At 59.1% G+C, this 19530-nt stretch carries 16 protein-coding genes and 1 pseudogene; 7 read left to right on the top strand and 10 right to left on the bottom strand.

Annotation, left to right across the window (positions count from 1 at the left end):
- The 4 genes and pseudogenes from ACVWVQ_RS06685 to ruvC all read left to right on the top strand — a co-directional run.
- Nucleotides 1-170: pseudogene (locus ACVWVQ_RS06685) on the top strand (RNA-guided endonuclease InsQ/TnpB family protein); the annotation flags it as partial.
- A gap of 67 nt (nucleotides 171-237) precedes the next feature.
- Entirely contained in the window at nucleotides 238-1173 is a 936-nt protein-coding gene (locus ACVWVQ_RS06680) for a nucleoside hydrolase (protein WP_414382892.1), read from the top strand.
- A 78-nt stretch (nucleotides 1174-1251) separates the two neighbouring features.
- Nucleotides 1252-1770 (top strand): CDP-diacylglycerol--glycerol-3-phosphate 3-phosphatidyltransferase, encoded by a 519-nt coding sequence (pgsA, locus tag ACVWVQ_RS06675; RefSeq protein ID WP_414399034.1) that lies wholly within the window; start codon nucleotides 1252-1254, stop codon nucleotides 1768-1770.
- Between the two features lie 10 nt (nucleotides 1771-1780).
- Nucleotides 1781-2293, top strand: a complete 513-nt coding sequence (gene ruvC, locus ACVWVQ_RS06670) for a crossover junction endodeoxyribonuclease RuvC (RefSeq protein WP_414329288.1) — start codon at nucleotides 1781-1783, stop codon at nucleotides 2291-2293.
- Nucleotides 2294-2343: 50 nt separating this feature from the next.
- On the opposite strand, the gene carA is transcribed toward ruvC, so the two are convergent.
- From carA to ACVWVQ_RS06625, 9 genes are all read right to left on the bottom strand, one after another.
- Nucleotides 2344-3546 carry a glutamine-hydrolyzing carbamoyl-phosphate synthase small subunit gene (gene carA / locus ACVWVQ_RS06665; RefSeq protein WP_457507540.1) on the bottom strand — a complete coding sequence of 401 codons (1203 nt, stop codon included), beginning with the start codon at nucleotides 3544-3546 and terminating at the stop codon, nucleotides 2344-2346.
- 61 nt (nucleotides 3547-3607) lie between these two features.
- The gene (locus tag ACVWVQ_RS06660; RefSeq protein WP_457466783.1) at nucleotides 3608-4150 is read right to left on the bottom strand and encodes a pilus assembly FimT family protein; all 543 of its coding nucleotides are present in this window, start codon (nucleotides 4148-4150) and stop codon (nucleotides 3608-3610) included.
- A 40-nt stretch (nucleotides 4151-4190) separates the two neighbouring features.
- On the bottom strand, nucleotides 4191-5282 hold the full coding sequence (locus ACVWVQ_RS06655) for a PulJ/GspJ family protein (RefSeq protein ID WP_457466782.1): 1092 nt from the start codon (nucleotides 5280-5282) through the stop codon (nucleotides 4191-4193).
- 71 nt (nucleotides 5283-5353) lie between these two features.
- Nucleotides 5354-6097: a prepilin-type N-terminal cleavage/methylation domain-containing protein gene (locus tag ACVWVQ_RS06650; protein WP_414357416.1), complete on the bottom strand. Its 744-nt coding sequence runs from the start codon at nucleotides 6095-6097 to the stop codon at nucleotides 5354-5356.
- Between the two features lie 63 nt (nucleotides 6098-6160).
- Nucleotides 6161-13537: a hormogonium polysaccharide biosynthesis protein HpsA gene (gene hpsA / locus ACVWVQ_RS06645; RefSeq protein WP_457507538.1), complete on the bottom strand. Its 7377-nt coding sequence runs from the start codon at nucleotides 13535-13537 to the stop codon at nucleotides 6161-6163.
- A 140-nt stretch (nucleotides 13538-13677) separates the two neighbouring features.
- Nucleotides 13678-14274, bottom strand: a complete 597-nt coding sequence (locus ACVWVQ_RS06640) for a response regulator (RefSeq protein ID WP_457507536.1) — start codon at nucleotides 14272-14274, stop codon at nucleotides 13678-13680.
- An 89-nt stretch (nucleotides 14275-14363) separates the two neighbouring features.
- Complete coding sequence (locus ACVWVQ_RS06635; RefSeq protein WP_457507534.1) at nucleotides 14364-14957, bottom strand: pentapeptide repeat-containing protein; 594 nt, start codon at nucleotides 14955-14957, stop codon at nucleotides 14364-14366.
- A gap of 122 nt (nucleotides 14958-15079) precedes the next feature.
- Nucleotides 15080-15919, bottom strand: coding sequence for a DNA-formamidopyrimidine glycosylase (locus tag ACVWVQ_RS06630; protein WP_414389126.1), 840 nt, complete (start codon nucleotides 15917-15919; stop codon nucleotides 15080-15082).
- Between the two features lie 46 nt (nucleotides 15920-15965).
- Nucleotides 15966-16193 carry a photosystem I reaction center subunit IV gene (locus tag ACVWVQ_RS06625; protein WP_414329200.1) on the bottom strand — a complete coding sequence of 76 codons (228 nt, stop codon included), beginning with the start codon at nucleotides 16191-16193 and terminating at the stop codon, nucleotides 15966-15968.
- A gap of 119 nt (nucleotides 16194-16312) precedes the next feature.
- Between ACVWVQ_RS06625 and ACVWVQ_RS06620 the strand changes: the two genes are divergently transcribed.
- Together ACVWVQ_RS06620 and ACVWVQ_RS06615 are read left to right on the top strand one after the other, a co-directional pair.
- Nucleotides 16313-17197: a penicillin-binding transpeptidase domain-containing protein gene (locus tag ACVWVQ_RS06620; protein WP_457507532.1), complete on the top strand. Its 885-nt coding sequence runs from the start codon at nucleotides 16313-16315 to the stop codon at nucleotides 17195-17197.
- 116 nt (nucleotides 17198-17313) lie between these two features.
- Entirely contained in the window at nucleotides 17314-17466 is a 153-nt protein-coding gene (locus ACVWVQ_RS06615) for a chlorophyll a/b-binding protein (protein WP_011429120.1), read from the top strand.
- 293 nt (nucleotides 17467-17759) lie between these two features.
- Here the strand turns inward: ACVWVQ_RS06615 and tnpA are convergent, their stop codons facing one another.
- Nucleotides 17760-18200, bottom strand: a complete 441-nt coding sequence (tnpA, locus tag ACVWVQ_RS06610; protein WP_457507530.1) for an IS200/IS605-like element ISSoc10 family transposase — start codon at nucleotides 18198-18200, stop codon at nucleotides 17760-17762.
- A 56-nt stretch (nucleotides 18201-18256) separates the two neighbouring features.
- Between tnpA and ACVWVQ_RS06605 the strand changes: the two genes are divergently transcribed.
- Nucleotides 18257-19525, top strand: a complete 1269-nt coding sequence (locus ACVWVQ_RS06605) for an RNA-guided endonuclease InsQ/TnpB family protein (RefSeq protein ID WP_457507528.1) — start codon at nucleotides 18257-18259, stop codon at nucleotides 19523-19525.
- Nucleotides 19526-19530: the final 5 nt, after the last annotated feature.

Here is a 19530-nt window from a genome sequence, read left to right as displayed (position 1 = left end):
ATAGGCTACCACGAGATTGGCAAGGCGCTCTGGGTGTTATGCTCAGAGCTTTGCGGGATACCGCCTTTCTGTTTGGACTCCGTCCCGCTGACGCGGTCGCGTTAGCGTCGCGTAGCGACAACGGAAACGGACAGAATGCTATCGCTTCACCGCTGAGCAGTAATGCTTAGCAGTGTTCAGCGTAAATGTATCAGAAAAACCTAAACTAGGGGTGAGTGAGCTGCTGCCGAGATCCCTATGGTGCCCCTGATCATCGACTGTGACCCTGGCCAAGACGATGCGGTAGCTCTGCTGCTGGCTATGGCGTCGCCAGAAGAGCTGCAATTGCTGGGCATTACCACGGTGGCTGGCAATGTCTCCTTGGACAAAACCAGCCGCAATGCTCGACAGATCTGTGAATTGGCCGGTCAGCCGCAGATGGGGGTGTATGCTGGCTGCCCCCGACCTCTCTTGCGCCCTCTGGAAACCGCCGAGCAGGTGCATGGCAAAACCGGGATCGATGGAGCGGATCTGCCGGAGCCCCAGATGCCTTTGGGATCCCAGCATGCAGTGCCCTATCTCATCGAGACGCTGATGGCTGCCCCTGAGCCGGTTACCTTGGCTTTGCTGGGCCCGATGACCAACTTGGCAGTGGCCCTGGTGCAGCAGCCCCGGATTGTGGAGCGCATCCAGCGGCTGGTGTTTATGGGGGGATCCGCCTTTGAGGGGAATGTTACCCCGGCAGCCGAGTTCAACATCCTCACCGATCCCCACGCCGCCCAGATCGTGCTCAGCGCCGGGATCCCGGAGGTGGTGATGCTGGGCTTGCACGTCACCCAACAGGTCCTCAGCACGCCGGAGCGGATTGAGCGCATCCGCGCCCTGGGCACCCGCGTTGGGCAGACGGTGGCCAATATGCTCACCTTTTACGGTAAGGTCGACGTAGAACGCTACGGGCTACCGGGAGGGCCATTGCACGACCCTTGTGTGATTGCCTATCTGTTACAGCCGCAGTTGTTCGAGCTCAAGCCCTGCTACGTCGAGGTGGAAACGGCTAGCCCCTTGAACCTGGGCCGGACGGTGGTGGATCGCTGGGGATCCAGTGGTCGCCTCGCCAATGTTCAGGTGGCTTTTGGGGTGGATGCCCAGGGGTTTTACCACCTGCTCACCGAGCGCCTGGGCCGTTACCGATAACTCTGATAGTTCTGATCCTTGAGGCCAGATCCGAAGGTGGAGAATCCCAGCGCCGTCCAACGTGCCAAGCTGGAGTGGGTGAACCTGCCCACCGCCGTCACCCTGCTGCGGCTGGCAGGGATCCCTTTTGTTTTGCTGGGCCTGAGCCTGCGATCCCCACTGGGGGAGAGGTTGGCCCTCTGGGCGTTCCTGTTGGCGGCGGCAACCGATTGGCTGGATGGCCATTTGGCCCGCCGTTATGGGCTGGTAACGGATGTGGGCAAGGTTTTGGATCCCTTGGTGGATAAGCTGCTGGTGTTGGCGCCGCTGCTGGGCCTGCTGGAACTGGGGCGGATCCCCGCTTGGGGAGTGTTTTTGCTGGTGGGGCGGGAGCTGGCCATCGCCGGCTGGCGGGTCAACCAGAGCCAGATCCGCGGCGCCAATCTCTGGGGCAAAGCCAAGACGGTAACCCAAATCCTGGCCATTGCTTTGCTGATTCTGGGGTGGCCGGGAGGGATCCCTTGTTTTTGGGTGGCGGTGGTTCTCACCCTGATCTCGGGCCTGACCTACTTGCACGCCGATCATCCCCATCATGCGAAGTCACCCGGCAGGTCATAACCTCTGTCAGATCCCCCCGCCCCTCGCCGACAGAGGAGACACCCCACCTGAGCAGCGCATCCTCGGCCTAGATCCAGGTCTGGGAACCATGGGTTTTGGTTGCATTCTGGCGGGATCTGCGGGGTTGAAACCTGTGGATTATGGGGTGATCAGCACCCCCAGCCAACACTCGATGCCGGAGCGGCTGCAAACGCTGCACGAGGATTTGAGCCAGTTGCTGCGCCAACTGCGCCCGCATCAGGTGGGGCTGGAAAAACTTTTTTTCTACAAAATGGGCAATACCATTGCCATCGCCCAAGCCCGCGGCGTGATCCTGCTCACCTTGGCCCAGCATCATCTGCTGCCGGTGGAGTTTACGCCCGCCCAAGTCAAGCAAAGTTTGACGGGCTACGGACGCGCCGACAAGCAGGCTGTACAAGCTGCTGTGGCCCGGGAACTCAACCTGCCCAGCTTGCCCCGCCCGGATGATGCCGCCGATGCCTTGGCGATTGCCATCACGGTCTGGCACCACCGCTTCTCTTGAGGGATCCCGTCCCTGTCCAATCCCCTGCCTTCGGCAGGAGGTGAAAGATGTTAGCGTTGAGTAGCTAAAAAAGTTCGGTGCTGCAGCATTAGCTCCACAAACTCCCGGAAGAGGTGATCGGCATCATGAGGGCCGGGGCTGGCTTCCGGGTGATACTGCACGGAAAACAGGGGCAGGTGACGGTGGCGGATCCCGGCTACGGTGTGGTCATTCAAGTTGAGGTAGGTGATTACCACCCCATCGGCGGGGATCGAAGCGGCATCCACCGCAAATCCGTGGTTCTGGCTGGTGATCTCCACTTGCTTCTCCAACCCGCAAGGGTGGTTGAGGCCGCGGTGGCCAAACTTGAGCTTGTAGGTGGATCCCCCTAGGGCCAAACTGAGAATCTGATGGCCCAGGCAGATCCCAAATAGGGGCTTCCCGGTTTGCAGCAGCGCTTGCGTGGTGCGGATGGCAGTCGTCTCAGCGGCGGGATCCCCTGGCCCATTGGAGAGGAAGATCCCATCGGGGTTGTAACTCAAAATCTGCTCCGGGCTGGCATTGGCCGGCAACACCATCACCCGACAGCCATAGCGGGTAAGGCGGCGCAGAATGTTGCGCTTAACGCCGAAATCCAAGGCCACCACCCGCAGGGGCGGCTCCGGCACTGGGATCCCTTGGCTGCGCCCATAGTCCCAGTCGGCGGGGGTAGGTTCCAGCCACTCGTAGGGTTCGGGAGTGGTCACCTCCGCCACCAGGCTCAACCCCTGCATGGAAGGCGCCAGGCGCACCTGCCCCAACAAAACCTGGGGATCCAAAATCTCCGTGGAAAGGGCCCCGTTCATCACCCCCTGGGAGCGCAGCCGCCGCGCCAAAGCCCGCGTGTCCACCCCGGCAATGGCCGGGATCCCATGCTGTTGCAGATAGTGGGGAAGGGTGGAAGTAGCCCGCCAAGAGCTGACCATGCGAGACACATTGCGGGCAATCACCCCCGCGACTTGGGGCCGAGCCGATTCTTCGTCCAGCTCATTCACTCCGGTATTTCCCAGCTCAGGGCAGGTGAAAGTAATGATCTGCCCCCGGTAGCTGGGATCGGTGATCACCTCCTGGTAGCCGGTCATGCCCGTGTTAAACACCACCTCGCCCACCGCCGTGCCCGGCGCCCCAAAAGACCAACCGGCAAAGGAAGTGCCATCCGCCAGCACCAGCAAAGCAGGCTGACGAGATTGCCAAGGAAAGGTTTTTTCCTGAAGGATTGGGGAAGAAGGGGCCATGCGCTACCCAAAAACATCGGCCTGACCATCCTACCCCCTTTCAAGGAGGTTGCAAGGCTGGCTAGTCTTCCGCATCTGCTCCGCCCGCACAAGCCGGGTCGTTGTCCTTGCGGATGGTGCCTATCAAGGTGCTCACCACCACGCAGCGGTTTTCCCCCTGAGAGTAGGTGCTGCTGACTACAAAGCGACCCAGTTGACGGGCCCGGCCATCGGATTCAAAAACCGCCCTTCCGTCATTGAAGGTGTTGGCTACAGTTACAAAATTATTCAGGCGAATTCGCTGACAAGGGGTGGGTTCATCGCAAAGGCCCTCCCCATCTTGGATGACCAGAGTCGGAACGATCGGATCCGAATTGTCCACCTGCACCACCCAAGCTCGGCCCAGGAGAGAAGCCCTGGCGTTGGTGCGGGCAGTGCGCAAGGCTCGCTCCACCCTGTTCTGCGCATCCTCAAGCTGGATCCGCGCCCAGATGTTGATCCCAGAGGGAACGGCCAGCACAGCCAAGATGCCGATGATGACAATAACCGCCAAGACTTCTATCAGCGTAAAGCCCCTTGTCTGGGCAGGTGCAATCCGTCTAGATCCGCTCACCGAGGCCAGCATAGGCAGGAATCCCCCCTCTGGGCAAGTCATATGGGCTTGACTAGGCTTGACGATTGAACACACCACGGGCCAAAACTTGAGTTTGCATCGCCGTCAAGTACCGCGACACCTGTTCCGCATCGACACTCGTCGCATCTTGAATGTAGCGCCGGAACAAACCAGGGTTGGAGCGTTCCATAGCGGTTGCTGTAATGTTCACAATCACATCTTGGGGAAGGCTCGCAGAGCCACCGCGCCGGACACAGACATAAAAACCCACATCGTTCTGATTGACCCCCAACCCCGAGAAGGTAACCCCGTTGGGTCGGCCTCCTCCAAAGGCATAGCCCTGTGGGCAAGGGGGAGCAACCTGGGGGCTGTCCTGCCGGCTGCTGAAGATGTTGGAGACCAGAGTTACCAGTCGATTACCTTGATTGCCTGCCCCAGCAATGGGAGTTTGGCGAGCCCTAGCTTGCTCAGAGGGCCAAACCAGAAAGCCTTCCCGGAAGGGATCCGGATCCTCGACAAAAAATCGGCTGCGCTCAGTGCATGTGTCATTAAGAGGTTGCAACTCAAACCTAGCAATGCGCGCATTACCCTCCCAGGGGGTGCTGCCGTCTGGGTTACCGGCGTTGTTGTAGTTGCGCTGCAAGTAATACACAACCAAGGTGTAGATGTTGCGGCGGCTGCGAATGTTTTCCCAATCAGATTGGGAAATGCCTGAAGGTCTTTCCTTCAAAGTTACTCGGCCTTCTCGGATTTGTTGCAACGTCGGAGGGCCTTGATAGCAATCGCGTGGGATCGGATTCAGCTTCCAAAAAGCGACAACCGGAACGGCACCATCGGGGCGGCGAATCCATCCAGGAGTGTAAAGCCGCTCGATGAGATCCGGCGTTCCATTACCGTTGGGCTGTTCCGCATCGTTGTAAATGTAGAGAGCTTCCGCCAGATCCTGCTGAATATACCGCATGGCTTGCGTCAGCTCCGCCTGCACTTGGGTGCGCCCTGTCTCTTCCCGATCCACCCGCATGGTTTCGATGACGATCATGCCGGTGGCCAGCAGAAAGATCGAAGCCATCAGCAGCGCAGCCAGCAGCTCAATGAGGGTAAACCCCGCACTCTGATTAACCCTCCGGCGTAAGACCTTGAACATAGGGAAACACCACTACCTTATATCTTGTAAATCCAGAGAGGGATCCTGCCAATCCGCCTCAGGGCAATGAGCTAGGGGCTGCCGGGCAGAGGAAATGCCTCACAGTTGCTGGCTGGGATCCCACCCCTGGCTCGAACGTCGGCCAAAACGGCGCGGCAAACATCCCCCAAATTGGCAGCCAGGTTGACTTCCACAATCGAGCTGGCCATGGGAAAGAGCCACACATCGGCATTGGCCAAGTTCTGATTGGCGGAGACCGACTCGGTTCGCAACCCAGGAAGGGCCTGTCGGGTCGCTGGGTCAAAAGAAAAGCGGTGGTAAACCCTCACCCCTATCAGGAAGGTGCAGGGAACCCCCGCAATCACGGTGTTGTTGCGTCGGTCAATACAATCTCCACCACCACTGCGAAAGGTTTGAATGACATATTCTTCAGGGTTGCGTCCTGGCAACTGAATTTGAGCCAAGCGAATCGAATAATTGTCCCCGTTAGTATCCATAGTGGCCGGTGCTGGGGTACTTGCCAGGGGATTCGCTCCAACTCTGGGCAGACGGGCCAACTGAGCCGGGTTCTGAAAGGCAACTGGGTTAGCGGCCAGCTCCAGGTCAACCAGCGTGCGGATCCGATCCACCTCGGCCTGGGCCAGTTGATTGGCTACCTCCACGCGCTCGGTCATGGCCCGCCGATAGGCAACCAAGGTAAGGGCAGGGGCAAGGGCAGTCATGGCAATAGCCACGATAATCACGGAGGCCAAGACCTCTATGAGAGTGAAGCCCTCTGCTTCCAATTGCTGCCGCAAAAGCCGCCACTTTTTCATATCCCCTCCCGTGTTTGCCTGCTGCCCCTACTTTGAATTTACCCCCAGCTTGGGAAGTCAATATCAGTTGAATTCGTTGCAGCCTCCAATCTGAGCAGCAGCCTGTAGAGGAACACCTGGCTGCTGTTGCAAGGCACAGCGCAGCCGCCGCACATACGGATCCTGAGGATCCAGCTCTCGCAAGAACTCGGTGCGGGTATTGGAGGGGAATTGGAAGCGGGCCGACACCGCGCTGGGACGACGGGCAATTTGCAGACCCACGTCGTAGCCGAAGCGGCGGTTGGGTGGGTAGTAGTAGTCGTAGCCCCGCACAAAGGTTGGATCGGCTACCAGATCGGGTGGCTCAAAGCTGTGCTGCAGGAAGGGGCCGGTAGCATAGGTGCTGTAGTTGAGCTGGATCATCGAGCCGCTGAAAAAGAGGTTGACATCTCTCCACAGCTCGTTGAGGCGCAGGAAGTTGTGCATGCCCCCGCCCGTCTGATCCAGCCGAGACGGGATCACACCGCTGATGGCAATGGCATTTACCCGCGTTTCCCTGGCCGGCTGGAGCTGCCGGTTTTGGGTGCCGTTGTCGTTGCGGCGGCGCTGGTTCAAGTCGGCTGCGGCTGGGGCCAGCTCCTGGAAGCGCGGGATCGGAATGGGCCGACGGGTCACCTCGTCCAGGATCACCCCCAGCACGGGGTTGCTGCCTGCAAAGCCGGTGGTGGGTTGATTGATGCTGAGAGTGTACGGCTCCACATCCACCCAGACCAGGCCATCGCCATCGCCGCCGTTACGGTCGATCTGAACCTGGATGGTGTTGCCGTTGGGCTTGACGTAGAAGCAGAGGCCATTGCGAATATCTTCACTGCCCTTGTGGTTAATGTAGTATCCGTCCGCATACTTGGACGCGGGAGTGTAGGCTTGGATCGCGGCGCTTTTGTTGACGCGGGCGTAAGGGTTGAGCGCCATCTGGGGTTGGATCTCTAGCTCTGGCCGATCCGGCAAGTCTAACCCAAACAGTGGATCCCGCTCCAAAACATTTGAAGGCTCCTCCAGATCCCAAATGCCATTCTTGTTGAGATCCTCGAAGGTAGGATCGGCACCTTTAGGAGAGGTACGCAGAGTGCTGGGTCGGCTGGCACCCGTGTAGGCGGTGTACTTGAAGCGGTCGTTGAAGTTGGGGCGAAATACCCCCGGCACCCAGAAGCCACCGTCTGAGGGAGTGACCTGTTCATCGCCACAGCGAATTTCTCCACTGCCGTTGAGCAGTTGCCGCCGCAGTTGCCGGGCCCAGTCATCGGTACCCACAGCAGGAGTTCCAGAAATCTTAGCTCCAATATTCTCAGCAGGGCGGATGCCCGGCTCTTTGCTGGGGTTGGCTATCTGAGAGGGCAAATTGCCCTTCAGGCCATTGCGGGCAGCATAGGCCGGTTCGCCAAACATCCAATTGAAGGCCGCCTGCAGAGCCTCGGCAGGGTTGGGCCACTTGGGTGGCTTGGGCGCCCCGGCTTTCACTTCCAGCACCGGGGAAAGCTCCGGCTGCAGAGCGATCGTCACGCCTTCGGCAGAAGCCGCGGCCACCATGTTCACGCCAATGGTCTCCGGCTCCGGATCCGCTTGGATTTCCCAGACGGGGCGCAAATCCACCGTGTTGGGCTTGGCCGCCATCCACTCGCCGAAGGGGCTCTTGCCGGGAGCCTCAGGGGCAAAGGTACCTGGCCCACAGGGCTTGCCGGTACAGGTAATCGTCTGGCTCTCGGTTTTGTTGGCCGGACAGGTGGGGCTGTTATTGGGGCCTTTGGTGCCAGTACGGGTTTGGTTGAGCGGCTGGCTAGTGCCGCAGGCAATGGTAAGACTGCTACAGTCAGGAGTCCAAGGCCCAAAGGTGTAGTCATTGCAAATGGCCGGGCAGGTGACCGTTTGGGTTTCTATAGTAGTGGTGGTTCCGCAGCTCGACGTGCAGGTCTTGGTGCGGGTTTGGGTCACTTGCAGGCCGCCGTTGGCCACCGTACACTGAGGAGTCCAGCCTGTGTAGGTGCAGGTAGCCCCCGGAGGCTGGCAGGTGATGGTTTGGCGTTCAGTTTCGACAAAGGGGCTTTGGCTGCGACAGAGCGGCGTTACCGTGCGGGTGCGGGTTTGGGTGATGCTGGTGCCGCTACACTGCTGCTGCGGGGTACACTGAGGCGTCCAATCTGACCAAGGCCCGTAGTTGTACTGAGGGTAGCAGGTGATCGTCCGAGTTTGCGGTGTTGGCGGAGTGCCAGGGCAACCGGCAGGCAAGGTGGCAGTTCTGGTTTGGGTAATAGTGGTTTGCTGACAGATGTTGGGGTCACACGCAGGAGTCCAGCCTGTCCAGATGGGATCGCAGTTGAGGGTGACTTTGCAGTACTTCTGATTGGCCACCAGAGGTTTAGTCTGATCCGGCTGGCAAGGTTGGTTCACCCCCTGCAGCGGCTTCAGGTACCGCAGGTCGTAGTCTTCCAACTCGCTGCCATCGCGGGTGGCAAAGCGCAGGGAGGCACCGCCGGTATTTTCGTAAGTTTGGATCTCCACCAAGTAGGGCGAGGGCTGGGATGGATCCGCGCACTCCAGCTCTAATCGCAGGGTGACCAGGTTACCGCCGCTATCCTGCCAGGCTTCGGCACCCGCAGCATTGGGCCCTAGGCTGAGCGGAGTTCCGTTCCAGGCTCCATTGTTGACAAAAGTGGCACTGGAGCCGTCCCGCCGTCGAATGATCAGCCGCACGCCGTCGTCGCCGTTGAGAATGCGGTAGCTCTGCAGGCCCGACCAACGGGGATACAGCTCCCCTACCCAGCGCACCACGAAAAAGTCGTTGCCGTTGTTGTTGCCGCTGTTTGTCCCACCACTTCTGCGCCGCCAGCAGGAGCGCTGGAAGTTGAAGTGACTTGGAAAGTTGAGGTCATCCGCGTCGATGGGCAGGTTCGGCAGGCTGTTGTTGCCATCGGGCTCCCCACAACTGGGCATCCAGAACCAATCGCCGCGATCCCGCCGATCAGGGCTGCCAGGCGGTAGTGACAAACGGCAGAGGGGCTGCAGGATGTCAGACAAAGAGCCGTTGCAAGTGGGGAAGTTACTATATAGCAAACGCTTGAAAGGCGAGTGAGAGTTCAGCAATGTGCTAGTGCCAAAAAAGTACTGGAAGCCGCCCCACCCAGGGAAACCGCTGCCGCTGCGGGCAAAGGGGGCCAGGTTGGTCGGGTTATCGATAGCATTGCGCACGCAGGCCCAGCGTTGGTCGTTGGTGCCACTTGGATTACAGGTAGGCGCATCGGTGGTATAGCCATTGTTGTACTGACCAATGGCATTAGGTACTCCTTGCGCCGGGAACACCGGATCCGGCCAGCGCACTGCCCGCAGGTAGGGCAGGTTGGCCTCTTGGGCGTTTCCGGGCAGGGGGCCTACGGCTCCGCTGGTGGCAAACCCTGTTTCGCGGTTGTACCGGTTCTGCGGGCTGGTTATCCAGCCGTTGTAGTACTCGGCCAGCAACCCAGAGCCACCAGGGCTCGGGCAAGGCCCAGGTGGAGCTACCATCACCCAGCGGGAGGTATCCAGCACCGGGTTGCCCAAAGCGGAGATGCGGGTGCCGAAGTTGGCATAGCCCACATCGGGTGCCCGCAAGGGCCGCACTGCCGGCACGCCACCGCCCGCCGTTCTGTCATCGTTATTGGGATCCGAATCGGCGTTGTCGAAGGGAGCCAGAATGGTGTCGCGGGCAAACACATCCGGCCAACCCGGCTGGTTGAGGTTGTCGCCCAGGTTCTGGGCCCCGTTCGTGTTGTCGAAGCGCAGAACGCCAGCGCTGTTGGGATCCGGAGCCGGCCAGTTGTTGCCGCGGATTACCAGGGCCTGGTTGAGGAAGGAGGTGTTGAATCCCAGGTTATCCCTGTCCTTCTCACCCCTGAGACAGCCGTAGTAATCCCACCGCCGAGGGGCTGATGCCCGCCCACCGTTGTAGTCCTGCCCGGGGTTGTAGTTAACGCCGCCGCCATTGAGGGTGCCATCCTGGACAAAGGCATCATCAATGCTGCCATCGCAGAAATCGGCAGAGAGGATGTTCACCGAGTCGCCCAACACGTCGCTGGGCCGCCAGAGATCCTCCGCCGCCCGGGCAAAGCGCCGGTCTTCCCGGTCTTCATTGGATCGGGATCGCCGCCGCCCGTAGAAGTTGCTGTAAAGACCGTCTGCTCCGAAGGCAAGGCGAGTGGTAAACTCCTCCAGGGGCTCGCCGCTCTTCGTCTGATGCAGGTTAAAGTCCCCTTGGATATAAACGGGGTTGTCGGAAACGAAGGAGAGGCCAAAAATCGCGTCATTAGGGTTGAACCCGCCGCGGGCCAGCACCGCCCCGTTGCGCAGCCGGAAGCCGTAGGGCCGCCGATCCGGATCGGCATAGTAGTCCACCGGTTTGGGGCTGAGTCCACCTGGATTGGAAACAGGGGGATCCCAGACCGTTTGGTTGTTAGCCGTGCCGCGACCTGGCTGACCGGCGTTCATAATACCGGCGCTGCCCAAAGTGCCGCGGGCGTTTGCGTTGTGCCAGCTGGTTAGGTAGCTATCAAAAGTGCCCAAGGGTGGGCGGGCAATGGCATCTTCCCGCACTGCATCTTCCCGGAAGGCGTAGAAAATGCCCCCTTCTCGACCTTCGCCAATGCCGGCAGGCAGCCAAGTATCCCAAGTATCCCCAGTATCCCCGTTAATCAACCCCCTGGCCTGTCCGTTGACGTTGTTGGTCAGCAGGGCCAGGTCAATGTTCAGCGCCCGCACCGCCATCGCCTCGCGGCCATCGTAAAAGACAGAATCTTTGAAGGGCACGCGATGACACTGGTTACCAACCCGAATCAGCTCAAACTGGTTGCTGTTGGGGCCAGCAGCAGTGCAATCGGCTGGGGCATGGGGCAAAGCCCAGTTGCCAATTCCAGAACGGGGCTGCAGAGCAACCTCGTTTAAGTTGGTTACAGCCTGATAGCTGACTGTGCTCGGAAGGAAGGAGTAAGCGCTGCGCCGCTCCGTTTCCAGGGTATCCGTCTGGTTGAAACTGGTGGTCGGGAAGATGTAGCGCAGCGGCAGATAAAACCGATTGGCCGCCTCTCGGTTCCCAGCTCGGCTGGCTTGAATGTCGTTCCAGAGGGTTTGAGCCGCTGGATCCCCGGCATTGGCAGCCGCCTCAATGCGGAGCATGTTGTCGGCCAGCATGCCCAACATGCAGCCTGCCGTTTGCAGTGTCGATTGATCCGCCAAGCTGAGGTTTGTCGGGTTTTCAATGATTCGCCGCAGCTCCGAGAAGTTGCCAAAAGCCGTAATAAACGGATCCGGGTGAATGCGGCCCGCTTCTTGCTTGGGTGGATAGGCCCCATCGGGATCGCCGGCAAAATTGGCCAGGTTCGTCAAAGCTGTCCACAGGGGCGTCCCAGGACGCAGCCGCTCACGCATGGGCGCAGGGTCATATTCCCAGACATTGGTGCCCTGCCCGGTGAAGAAGTTGATGCCCAATTGATTGGCTTGGTTGCCTGTGGGGAACGTGGAAGCCCGCTGCAAACTCCAGGGAGAGCCTGGGTGGGCCACCGTAGCCAGGCAGGCTATCGGAAAGCGGCCATCTCTGTGGCTGTAGTGGTAAACGGCAGTGGCCTGCACCGCCGCTGGGTTATCTCGCAGGGTTAGCCGTTGCCGCGCCTCGTTGCTGATGAAAATGGCCTGTAACTTGGTGGGATCGTTGGGATCCCCGGTGGGCACCAAAGGCAAAGGCAAAGAATCGGTGCGAGTCAGCTCCAGCCGCTGGCCCACGATCACCCGCAGCCCTTCCACGCGGGCCCGCCGCTCCCAATAGCCATCCAAGCCCACCTCGGAAAGGGCGCCTGGGGGTGGGTTGTCTTGCGTTAGAGATTCCCTCTGGTTGTTCTGAGCATCCCCAGGGATCGGAGCACCAGCACTGACACCAAACGTTTGAGTAAAGGTGTCCACATCGCAGCCCCTTGCCGGGTCAGGGCTGACCGGTGGGCGGTCATAGCTGGCCTTGGGGCCAAAGCGGTTGTCGGCCCGGTAAACATCGTCCACGTAGGGGGGGCAGACTTGGTCTTCCGTTGACTGAAAGCCGCCTGCTTGAACTCGTCCTGGTGGGCCACTCGCTGAATTCCGCTTGACATTAATTGGAGAGACTGACCATCCCGCTGGATCCTGGGCGTAGGTTCCGCGGGTGCGAATGCGGCCAAAAAGCTGTAGCTCCAGCGGATCCAGAGCTACCATCTCAGGAGCTGCGGTGTTTTGAACCGAATCGAAATTGAGGTTATTCAGGCGGGGAAGGGGCGTACTTGGCGGCACATCCGCCACGCCGGGGTGGGCATCAAAAATTAGGGTGTCGCTTGCATCCTGCCCGGCATAGCCGATAGCCCCTGCCACCAGCTCGCCAAAGGCTGTAATTTCAGAGTTATCGACAGGCATGTAGAAGCAAGACTGCTCGGAGCTGATGGTGAAAGCTCGGAACAAATTGTTGCTGGCGTAACGGAAAAAGAGGCTGCCCCCCGCGTAGATGGCACCGTTCCAGTTGTAGCCAGGAGTGAAGAAATACTCTAGGTCGCCGCGGCTGAAGGCTCCCCATTTGTTAAGCAGATCCCTCCGCCGATCCTGCTGAAATTGCAAAGCCGAAATGGCACGGGTGGTGGAGTCGGCTCCCTCAATGGGCAAAGTTACAGCGTACACCTGAAAGGGCTTGTACAACGCAGAGCCAACCTGGAACCAATCCCCCACGTTGGGGTTGACCGTCTGTTCAGCCGGAGAATCGGTACACCCCGCCAAGGCCGAACCCTGCAGTGGCCCACTGCGGATCAGCAGCCGCCGCGCCCGCTCGGTATCCGTCAGGTTAGCCTCAAAGTCGCTGCCGGCAGCCCGACGGGTGTTCAGAATAGTATAAACCGTTACGGAGTCATTGATGCCATTGTTGTCGGTATCCGCCAAGAACCACCAAGCGGGCGCCTGAACCCGGACGTTCAAGTTTTGTCCCGGATTTTGCGGATCCTCCACCTGAATGTTGGTGGCGATCACGAACTGAGTTTCGTCGGGGAGGATGTAGGGCTCATCGGGATCCCGAGGAAGCAGACCCCCTGCCCCATCGTTGATGAGGGCTGCGGCAAATTGCGCATCCGTCGGGGCGCTGTTGGGCAGGCGGGGATCCCGAACTAGGTACTCGATCTTAGCTCTAGCCCGGTCAATGGCCGTATTCAGTTGTCGGCTAATGGTTTGCCCCGCTCGTTCCACCTGGGTTTGGATGCTGCGCTGAGTGGAGCGGGTCAGCAGCCCCACCGTCACCAAGCTCAAGACCAGCACGATCAAAATGGCAACCGGCAGGACAAAGCCCCGCTCTCGAATCTTGCGCTGATCCACCCGTGCTTTCAAAGAGGCGAGCAAGCGCAGGGTGAGCTTGAGCAGCAGCGTGGAAGGAGCAGACATACCGTATCTCGGACAACGTGAAGGGGAAGGCGGCACCCCAGGGATCCCTGTCAAGATGCCAAGCTAGCAACAGTATGGCGGTGATCATGGCCGCCGCAAATCCCCACCTCTGGGGGGAATCCCCAAGCCCTTTCTCCAATTCACAAGATCCCCAGTTGCTGCGCCTTGAGCAGGGCGGTGACACGGTCGCTAGCATCCAGCTTGCGGTAGGCGGCGCTGGCGTATTCTTTGACGGTTTCGATGCTTAGGCCCAGACGGCGGGCAATCTGTTTGTTGGCCAGGCCCTCGCTCATCAGTTGCAGCACACACAGCTCGCGGGGGGTGAGCTTGGGCAGCTCCTGTCGGGCAGGCAGCCAGTCTCGTTCGGGGTTGGACAAAATCTGACGGATGACGCGGGCCAATTCCGCCGGGTCGGTCTCTTTGGAAAGGTAGCCTTTGGCCCCGGCGCGGCGGGCTGCCTCAATCAGACCCGGCTCCTGAAAGGTGGTCATCATCACCACCACCACCGGCAGACCCAGCTCGGTGATGTGCTGGCAGGCGGCGATCCCATCCCCATCCGGCATGCGCACATCCAAAATGGCTACGTCGATGGGGCAACTGCGACAATGGTGGACGGCCTGGGATCCCGTCTCGGCTTCGGCCACCACCTCAAATCCTTGGGCTTGCAGGGCAAACTTCAGCCCCAGCCGGAAGAGGGGATGATCGTCGGCAATGAGAACGCGGACAGGGGAAGTCATGGCAGGGGATCCCAGCCGAGGGGGTGCTGGTTTTAATCTGCCCAAGGGGGGATCCCAAATCAAATGGCGGAGCAAGCGGTAACTCTTGGTCAAGATCCTTCTTTCACGAAAACCATGCCCCAAGCACTAGGGTTGAAGGCGGGATCCAGTCGGGTTTGGGCGTTGTACAGAGCGCCCGTCAGGTCTGCCCCCTCCAGAAAAGCGCCTCGCAGGTCGGCCCCCCGCAGATCGGCATTGTGTAACTTGGCCCCTGTGAGGTCGGCGCCGGTGAGGATGGCTCGACGCAAGTCGGCCCCGCTTAAGTTGGCCACCTGCAGATTGGCACCCGTCAGATCTGTCTGCTGCAGGTTGGCCTGCGCCAGATCGGCTTCCCACAAGAAAGCCCCTGCCTGAGCTGAGCCACTCAGATTGGCCCCTCTCAAATCGGCCAAGTTGAGGATCGCTTGGGAGAGGTCGGCAGCTTGGAGATTGGCCTGTCTGAGGATCGCTTCTTTTAGGTTGGCCCCCCTGAGGTCAGCTCCCGGCAGTTCTGCCCCCGTCAGGTCGCAGGCGGGGCAATCTTTGCTGGGAAAAACAATTTGGGAGCGGCCCAGTTGGGCATCCAACTCCAGTTGGGCAAAGGCCGCAGCCGTCGGGATCCCCAGCGCCAACAGCGCTCCCGACCAGAGGCGACTTCCCCTCATCAAGGGCTTTACAGGTTGGAGCCGTGCCCATCCCATGGTTTTCACCGGGATCCCCTCCTACTGCTGATGGTAGCCGCTCTGGCCCATTTCCCCAGGGATCCCCCATATCTTGAGGAGCGCCACTAGCTCTGTTGCGGCTGGCAGTGGGGGCAAAAGTGGGCCGAACGCCCTGCCAGCTTCATCCGCTGAATTGGGGTGCCACAGAGGCGACAGGGATCCCCTTCCCGACCGTACACCCACGCTTGCCCTTGATAGTTGCCGTTGAGCCCACGCAGATCCCGGTAATCCCGCAAGGTGGTGCCCCGCTGCTCCAGCCCGGCCCGTAACACCTCGATCAAAGCTTCTCGCAGGCGTGCCTTGGCCACATCCGAAAGCTGAACTGCTGGCGTCAAGGGGTGAATGCCGCTCAGAAACAGGGCTTCGTCGGCGTAAATGTTGCCCACCCCGGCTACCAGCGATTGATCCAGCAGCGCGGTTTTAATAAGACGGCGGCTCTTCTGCAGGGCAGCCTGGAAATAGGCCTCAGAAAAAGCTGGCGAAAAGGGCTCCGGCCCCAAAGTCTGCAGGGTGGGGATCACCGCCTCCAGCTCAACACCGGCAGGCACCAGCCACATCTGGCCAAAGGTGCGCTGATCCACAAAGCGCAAGTCCCACCCTTCCTCGAAGGCCAAACGAACACGAGTGTGAGCTGATAAAGGGGTGGATCCCTGCACCCAGAGCAACTGCCCGGTCATGCGCAGATGCACGCCCAGAACAGCTCTCGAATCCAGGGATCCCAGGAGATACTTTCCTCGCCGCTGCCACTGGGTAAAACGGGTGCCAATCAAGCTCCGCCCAAACATCTCCCCTGCAGGGTAGGCAATGGTGCGGGCCAGGAGCACCTCCACCGCAAGTATCCGCGGCCCCAAGGTGAGGCGTTGCAAATCTTGCCGAACTGTTTCAACTTCCGGCAGTTCAGGCACAGAACGACTTGCTCAAGAACACAGTCCCCGGCATCAGAACTTTGGCTTAGCTGGCCGGAGCGGCTTTGGCCTTGGCTTTGGGAGCTTCCAACACTTCCAGCTCATCTTCGCGGAAGTTGTTGGTGTTGATGTTGTAGTAGTTGATCTTGTCAAAGCGGACGATCACCGGGTAGAGAATGCCGCTGGTATCCACCGCCGCAACCGTTCCCACATCCCGGTACCAGTAGGATTCTTTCCGCAGCACACGGACTTTGGCACCACGCTGAATTGCCATGAGGGTTATCTCCATTGACCTGAACTCAGATTACCCTAGTCCGTGAGAAGGCTGCGATTTCCGAATTTTTGTAACAGGGATCCGCCCGTGTCTTCCTGGGTTTTCGGGGCCGACAGCAGATGAACCGCCGCACCTGTGGAGCCTGGCTATTGGGTTCTGCTTTGACCTGGGGCTTGCAGGGGAAATCTGCAGGGCTGCCCCATCCGCGCGATTTTGCCGCCGTCCTCAACCTGAACACCGGTCGTTTAACAAGGGTTTGGCAGCCGGAGCAGGCTTCCAGAATCAGGGCCAGCCCTGGCTCAACCGTCAAATGCGCCGTTGCCGCCGCTGCTCTGCAGACTGGGATCAGCTCTGGGGAGCGCTTGATCCACTGTCCGGGTTGGTGGGATCCGCCGCCGCAACTGGGGTTGGGCCGCCTACCCTGCTGGGATCCCCGCGGACATGGAACCTTGAACTTGCGCCAAGCCCTGGCCCAGTCCTGCAATGTGTACTTCTACCAGTTGGGCTGGGAGCTGGGGGCCGATACCCTGGTGGAGTGGCTGCGGCGCTTCGGCCTAGGGAGTGTGCAGAATACAACTCCGGCTCCGCTCTTGGCGACCGGTCTGGCTGGGCCGGTAGATCCCTGGGAGCTGTTGGTTTATGGGGGCGTGATTGCCCGCCGAGGTGTACCCCTTTCTGGCGAGGTCTCTCTGCCCGCTTTCTCTTTACCGGCTTGGATTTGGGAGGCTCTCCATGCTGGCATGAGCCTGGCGGCAACAGCGGGCACCTGTCGCGGCATTGCCCCAGAAGGGATCCCAGTGGCAGCCAAGTCTGGCACCATCCTCAATCCTCAACGACGAGGACGAGCAATTCTCTGGGCAGAAGATTTTCAAGCCTGGTTGCTGGCCTTTTGGCCCCTGCCGGATCCCAACTGGACGCTGGTGCTGCACCTGCATCAGGGCAAAGCCTATGAGGCGGCCATTCCCCTGGCGCGGCAGATCATCGCCGCCATCGGCAGCGGGTGACCACCTTGCTTGCAATCATGAAGAAATGCAAACTATACTGAAGGTCAAGTGCCGTTCTCGTTTTCGTTCTTTACGGATCCCACTCCCTGTCGTTCCCATCTACCCTGGAGGTTCTCATGTCTAATCCCAATTTGTCGGAGCCCAAGTTTGGCTTTAATGAGTATGCCGAGCGCCTCAACGGTCGGGCTGCCATGATTGGCTTCGTGTTGGCCATTGTCATCGAAGCGGTGACGGGCCAAGGCGTTGCTTCCTGGCTGGGCCTGATCTAAGAGACCTCAACTTACCGCCTTTTGGCTTTTCCTTGGGTCTGCTGGCTTGCAGGCCCTTTATTGTATTGAGCAGGAAGCGTGACTGCACCAGTTGTAGCCGTTCTGAATGGCAACAAGGCTTGAGCGGGCACCAACTACTCCAAGCAATTCCGACAGCGCCGAATCTTTCCCTTTCTCCCTCTGAGGGAGGAGCTGGTGTGAGGGTATCCCACTAGTTCCATTAGCTAAACCGCCGAGAAGCCCCGCCCTCTGTCCGTAGGACGTATGGCCTACGGCCCGCTGAAGCGAACGCGCTAGCGGCGCGGAGCGCTTGGGTCGGGATGAGAGGCGGGAGTACCTTGGTTTTCAATGTACTGGCTCAATGCCGAGACTGTTACCCCACCACATGAAGCGATGAAATAAGATTCATTCCACAGCACATTTTTCCGGTATATCTTGCTGATGTAATCCGCAAACTCGCTTCTCATCCTGCGACTAGAGACGGATTTGATGTTGTTTACCAATTTGGACAGATCCACTTGCGGGTAGTACTGGAACAGCAGATGAACATGGTCTGCCTCGCCGTTGAACTCAATAAGTTTGCAACCCCACTTTTGGCAAAGGTCATACATAACTTCATGTAATCGCTGCAGCATTTCGCCGGTAAATACCTTGCGACGGTACTTGGTGGTTAAGACCAAGTGTGCCTTCAAATCAGATACAGCTCTGCCGCTGGAAACAAAATCATGCTTCATGGCCGCTAATCCTGCTGGTGCTATAATCAGTGTAGCGGTTTCTGAGTACGCTTAAGATGAGGACTGCCTATCAGTACCGCCTGCGGCCTACGCCCAGTCAAGTTGTCCTGATGGAGCAATGGCTGGAGCTGTTGCGCAAGCAGTACAACTATCGGTTGGCAGAGCGGCTTAACTGGTGGGAACAAAACCGCTGTGATATAAACGCCTGCCCCTTAATCTGTCATTTGCCTGAGCTGAAAGACAGGCCGGATGTCTACTCCCAAAAACGAGACTTGGTGAATACCAAAGTAAGGTTCCCCGAATACCAAGCAATCCATTCGCAAGTCCTGCAAAACTGCATAGAGCGGGTGCACAAAGCATTCGACCGCTGGCTGAAAGGCGACCGTAACGGCAAGAGGGCAGGAAGGCCGAGATTCAAAGGGGCGGGCCGGTATCATTCCTTCACCTTTCCCCAGATGAGGCAGGACTGCCTTCAGGGGAAGTTCATTCATCTGCCCAAAATCGGAGCAGTAAAACTGATTCAGCACCGTCCTTTGCCTGACGGTTTTGTCATCAAGACTGCTACCGTCACCCGCAAAGCAGACGGGTGGTATGTAACATTAAGCCTGCAAGATGCGTCTATCCCCGAGTTTACCCCTGAGCCTGCAACACCGGAGAACACCATAGGGATCGACATGGGGCTGGACTCCTTTTTGGTGACCGATACAGGGGAGTCCGTCCCAGTGCCCCAGTACTACCGCCGCGCCCAAAAGCGGCTGGAGAGGCTGCAGCGGTCATTATCCCGCAAGCAGAAAGGGTCAAACCGCCGCAAGAAAGCCTTAAGGCGAGTGGCTAAGGCACACCTCAAGGTGGCCAATCAGCGTAAAGATTTCCACTACAAAGTAGCCAAGAAGCTATTAAGCAAAGGGAAGCATATTGCGTATGAGGCGCTCAACACCAAAGGTATTGCGAGAACCCGACTAGCGAAATCCATCTATGACGCTGGGTGGGGGCAATTCCTGCAAATTCTCGCAGTCAAGGCTGAAAGAGCTGGGCTGAGGGCGATTGCAGTGGATCCAAGAGGCACGAGCCAAGACTGTTCTCAGTGCGGTCAAAAAGTACCGAAAACCATTCGAGACAGATGGCATTCTTGCCCGCATTGTGGACTGGAACTAGGCCGAGACCACAACGCGGCGATAAACATCAAATACAGAGCGGTGGGGCATCCCGTTCTCAAAGCTCAGGAAATGTCCTTCACAGGAGTCACTGTTCGCGTCAGCGGGACGGAGTCCTTGAAGCCCGCACTCTTTCGCTTTAGCGGCGCGGAGCGCTTTGCGTTAGCATGAGTGCG

The sequence above is a fragment of the Thermostichus sp. MS-CIW-36 genome, assembly GCF_054059035.1.
Note: the sequence above shows the minus strand (reverse complement) of the source record. Positions and strands in the feature narration are given on the sequence as shown.

What these genes read in the sequence shown, in the direction of transcription:
- ACVWVQ_RS06615 (WP_011429120.1), top strand. Translation starts at nt 17,314, where the DNA reads ATGTCTAATCCCAATTTGTCGGAGCCCAAGTTTGGCTTTAATGAGTAT.
- ACVWVQ_RS06605 (WP_457507528.1), top strand. Translation starts at nt 18,257, where the DNA reads ATGAGGACTGCCTATCAGTACCGCCTGCGGCCTACGCCCAGTCAAGTT.
- ACVWVQ_RS06640 (WP_457507536.1), bottom strand. Translation starts at nt 14,274, where the DNA reads ATGACTTCCCCTGTCCGCGTTCTCATTGCCGACGATCATCCCCTCTTC.
- ACVWVQ_RS06620 (WP_457507532.1), top strand. Translation starts at nt 16,313, where the DNA reads ATGAACCGCCGCACCTGTGGAGCCTGGCTATTGGGTTCTGCTTTGACC.
- hpsA (WP_457507538.1), bottom strand. Translation starts at nt 13,537, where the DNA reads ATGTCTGCTCCTTCCACGCTGCTGCTCAAGCTCACCCTGCGCTTGCTC.
- ACVWVQ_RS06655 (WP_457466782.1), bottom strand. Translation starts at nt 5,282, where the DNA reads ATGTTCAAGGTCTTACGCCGGAGGGTTAATCAGAGTGCGGGGTTTACC.
- carA (WP_457507540.1), bottom strand. Translation starts at nt 3,546, where the DNA reads ATGGCCCCTTCTTCCCCAATCCTTCAGGAAAAAACCTTTCCTTGGCAA.
- tnpA (WP_457507530.1), bottom strand. Translation starts at nt 18,200, where the DNA reads ATGAAGCATGATTTTGTTTCCAGCGGCAGAGCTGTATCTGATTTGAAG.
- ACVWVQ_RS06660 (WP_457466783.1), bottom strand. Translation starts at nt 4,150, where the DNA reads ATGCTGGCCTCGGTGAGCGGATCTAGACGGATTGCACCTGCCCAGACA.
- ACVWVQ_RS06650 (WP_414357416.1), bottom strand. Translation starts at nt 6,097, where the DNA reads ATGAAAAAGTGGCGGCTTTTGCGGCAGCAATTGGAAGCAGAGGGCTTC.
- ACVWVQ_RS06635 (WP_457507534.1), bottom strand. Translation starts at nt 14,957, where the DNA reads ATGAGGGGAAGTCGCCTCTGGTCGGGAGCGCTGTTGGCGCTGGGGATC.
- ACVWVQ_RS06625 (WP_414329200.1), bottom strand. Translation starts at nt 16,193, where the DNA reads ATGGCAATTCAGCGTGGTGCCAAAGTCCGTGTGCTGCGGAAAGAATCC.
- ACVWVQ_RS06680 (WP_414382892.1), top strand. Translation starts at nt 238, where the DNA reads ATGGTGCCCCTGATCATCGACTGTGACCCTGGCCAAGACGATGCGGTA.